We start from the raw sequence: 3,646 nt of genomic DNA on the forward strand, positions 1-3,646 counted from the left end.
GGGGCTAGGTGTCGGTCGGGTGGGGGAGGAGCGTTCCTTCTCAAACGCCGGACGGGCTGGATACTTCGCCGGGCCGGGGAGATCAACCCTCCCCCGGCACCACGAGCCCCACCTCGTACGCGCAGATCACCGCCTGCACCCGATCCCGCAGCGCCAGCTTGGACAGGACATTGCTGACGTGCGTCTTCACGGTGTGCTCGCTCACCACGAAAGCCGCCGCTATCTCCGCGTTGGAGAGCCCACGGGCCAGCAACCGCAGCGTCTCCTCCTCCCGCGCGGTGAGAACCGCGAGGCGTTCGGAGGGCGACATGGGCGCCGCACCGAGCGCGGTGCGCCGCCGCTGGACCACGTCCGCCACCAGGCGCCGCGTAACCGAAGGGGCCAGCAAAGAGTCCCCCGCGGCCACGACCCGCACCGCGTGCACCAGGTCGTCCCTGCGGACGTCCTTGAGCAGGAAGCCGCTCGCTCCCGCGTACAGCGCCTCGTACACATACTCATCGAGGTCGAAGGTGGTCAGCATCACGACCCGGCAGCCGGCGGTCCCCGCGCACACCTGGCGGGCCGCCTCGATACCGTCGGTGCCCGGCATGCGAATGTCCAACAGCAGGACGTCCGGGGCGTGTTGACGCACGGCGGCCACCGCCTCCGCGCCGTCACCCGCCTCCGCCACCACCTCGATGTCGGGCTGCGCCTCAAGAATCATGGTGAAGCCGCTGCGCACCAGCTCCTGGTCGTCGGCGACCACCACCCGGATGCTCATCCCCCAAGGATGCCGTGGGCAGCCGCGCGGCGACACGGAATCCGCCGTCGGGCCCGTTCCCGGCTTCGGCGGTGCCTCCGCAGGCGGCGGCGCGTTCATGGATCCCGATGAGCCCGTGCCCGGCGCCGGAGTGGTCGGAGCGGCCTGCGGGTCTGGCGGGTCCGGCGGGTCCGGCGGCCGCACCCGCCCCGTCGTCGATGACGGTCACGAGCAACTCACCCGCACCCCACCCCAGTTGGACACTCACCACCGTCGCCGCCGCCGCATGCTTGACGCAGTTGGTCAGTGCCTCCTGGACAATGCGGTACGCGGCCACCTCGACGTCCGGCGGCAACGGCCGCGGCACCCCGTCCACAGCCAACTCGACCCGCACCCCCGCCTGTTCGACCACCACCGCCAGCTCCGGCAACGCGGCGAGCGTAGGCTGCGGCCCAAGCCCGCCGGGAACGGAAGGCTCCCTCAGCACCCCCAAGATGCGCCGCAACTGCACCATCGCGTCGCGCCCCGCCCCCGCGATCGCGTCGAACGCCCCCTCCGCGCGGGCCGGATCGCTGCGGACGACGACGGGTCCGGCCTCCGCCTGGACCACCATCAGGCTCACCGCGTGGGCGAGGATGTCGTGCATGTCGCGCGCGATCATGGCCCGCTCCCGGGCGACCGCCCGCGCCGTCTCGCCGGCCCGCTCCCGCTCGAGCCGCCGGGCCCGGTCCTCGATCGCGGCGGTGTAGGCGCGCTGGACGCGGGCGAAGGCTCCCAGGGCGTACGCGCTGATGAGGCTGAGCAGGTGGAAGGGGTACTCGTACGGCTCGGCGTGCTCCTTGAAGGTCATGGTGACGGCGGCCCCCGTCAGCCAGCCGGCGAGCATGACGCGCCGCTTCCACGGTGAGCCGAGGGCGGCCACGGTGTAGAGGGCGACCATGCCGCCGAAGCAGACGTCGGGCGGCGGCCGGTGGTAGAGCGCCATGGCGGGCGTGAAGACGGCGATCACGGCGGCGCAGCCGAACGGCGCGCGCCGCCGCCACACCAGCGGCACCGCGGTCCCCGCACCGAGCAGGAACCCGCCCCAGGTCAGCTCGTCGCCACCCTCCTCGGGGAAGAGGAACTGCAGCGAGACGGCACAGAGCACGAGGGCGGCGAGCGCGGCGTCCACGACGTACGGACGATTCAAGCGAGGCATGAGCGGCATGAGCGGCATGACGGGCTCCTCGGCAGGAGGCCGTGCCAGTATCGCGACGCCCGCCGGGAGCTGTCCTCACCGGTGCGGGGGATATGCGGGGGATATACGCGAGAAGCCCCCCGCTTCCGCGAGGGGCTTCTCACCGTCTGTGCGCCGCCAGGGACTCGAACCCCGGACCCGCTGATTAAGAGTCAGCTGCTCTAACCAACTGAGCTAGCGGCGCCTGCTGACTCAAAAATAATACCTGGTCCCGGAGGGTGCTCCGGACCGCGCCCGCGCCACCGGAATGAGCAGCCCTAGATCGCCAGCGAAAGGAGCACCGGCGCCGCCCCGCGATTCAGCGTGTCCGCGGCCTCCCGCAGCCGGTGCGCGTGCTCCACCGGCAGGGAGAGCGCGAGGCAGCCGACCGCGGAGCCCGCGGTGATGGGGACGGCGGCGCAGACGGTGCCGACCGCGTACTCCTGGAGGTCGAGGACGGGGACCGTGGCGGGCTGGGCGGCGAGGTGGTTGAGCAGGACCCGCTCGTTCGTGATCGTCCGCGAGGTGAGGCGGGCCATCTTGTGGCGGGAGAGGTGATCGCGCCGGCCGTTCACGTCGAGCTGGGTCAGCAGGCTCTTGCCGATCGCGCTGGCGTGCGCGGAGGACCGGAAGTCCACCCACTCGTTGACCTTGGGTGTGCCGGGGCCGTCCGCGAAGTCGGTGATCTTGATTTCGCCGTCCTCGTACCGGCTCACATAGACCGCGGCGCCGATCGAGTCACGGAGCCCGTCCAGAGTCTCCTTGAGCTTCTGCCGCAGCGCCTGATCGCGGCGGTGGGCCGAGCCGAGGCGGTTGAGGGATTCTCCGGTGACGTACGCACCGTCGGTGATCTGCTCGACGTAGCCCTCGCGGCGCAGCATCCGCAGCAGGACGGTCAGCCGCGGTGCGGGAAGACCGGTCTGGCGGGCGAGCTCGGTGTCGGTCACTCCGGCTCCCCGCCGGGCGACGATCTCGAGCACTCGCAGCGCGCTCTGCACCGAGTGCTGTGGCGTGGTCGGCTCATGCTTCAGCGCCACGGCTTTCCCCCTGCGTGGAACGGTTCCGGACAGCTGGGCTCCGTCCCACGATAGCCGCCAAGAGGCCGATAAGGAGCGGCTGTTGGGAAGATTGGTGGCGCGCTCCGGCGCTGTCAGCAGGAACGCGCCACTCTGGCATATGCCAATGTCAATGCCCAGTCTTGGCGGGGCGTCAGGCGCCGATCAGCCGCGGAGCTTGTTGCTCCACTTCGTCCCCTTCTTGGAGCCGGCCTTGGCCACCACCTTGGTCTTCCAGGTCTTCGTGCGGTTGTCGTTGTCGCCGACGGTCTTTGTGCTGACGTAGCAGCTCTTCGTGCCGCTACAGCTTGCCGTCGCCACCTTCTTCTTGCCGTTGTACAGGGCGATCTTGACCTTGACGCCGGCCTTGTAGTTGCACTTGATGCCGCCGAAGCCGTACTTGTCCGTCCGGCGGTCGACCCGGTCGGTCATCGCGCTCATCTTGCACTTCTTCTTCGCGGCCGCGTCCACCGTGACGTGGGAATCGGCAGCCGAGGCGCTGCCCGCGGCGAGCGCCGGGGCGCCGAGCATGCTCACCGCGGCGGCGCTCACGATGAGGGCGCGTGCCGTCTTGGAATTACGCATGTTCATTCCTCTTTCTCGGGGAGTGGGGAAGGGGAAGGGAAAGGCGAAGGG

The 3,646-nt window shown here is 70.4% G+C and carries 4 protein-coding genes and 1 tRNA gene; all 5 read right to left on the reverse strand.

What is annotated here, in order from left to right:
• Window positions 1–82: 82 nt before the first annotated feature.
• On the reverse strand, window positions 83–760 hold the full coding sequence (locus E2651_RS42045) for a response regulator transcription factor (protein ID WP_135336535.1): 678 nt from the start codon (window positions 758–760) through the stop codon (window positions 83–85).
• The gene (locus E2651_RS42050; protein ID WP_135336536.1) at window positions 693–1,955 is read right to left on the reverse strand and encodes a histidine kinase; all 1,263 of its coding nucleotides are present in this window, start codon (window positions 1,953–1,955) and stop codon (window positions 693–695) included. The genes E2651_RS42045 and E2651_RS42050 overlap by 68 nt, the downstream gene beginning before the upstream one ends.
• Window positions 1,956–2,086: 131 nt before the next feature.
• A tRNA-Lys gene (locus E2651_RS42055) sits at window positions 2,087–2,160 on the reverse strand.
• A 73-nt stretch (window positions 2,161–2,233) separates the two neighbouring features.
• Window positions 2,234–2,992 carry an IclR family transcriptional regulator C-terminal domain-containing protein gene (locus tag E2651_RS42060; protein WP_135336537.1) on the reverse strand — a complete coding sequence of 253 codons (759 nt, stop codon included), beginning with the start codon at window positions 2,990–2,992 and terminating at the stop codon, window positions 2,234–2,236.
• A 183-nt stretch (window positions 2,993–3,175) separates the two neighbouring features.
• On the reverse strand, window positions 3,176–3,595 hold the full coding sequence (locus tag E2651_RS42065; RefSeq protein ID WP_135336538.1) for a hypothetical protein: 420 nt from the start codon (window positions 3,593–3,595) through the stop codon (window positions 3,176–3,178).
• Window positions 3,596–3,646: the final 51 nt, after the last annotated feature.

This window comes from Streptomyces sp. MZ04, assembly GCF_004684775.1.
Classification (GTDB): Bacteria; Actinomycetota; Actinomycetes; order Streptomycetales; family Streptomycetaceae; genus Streptomyces.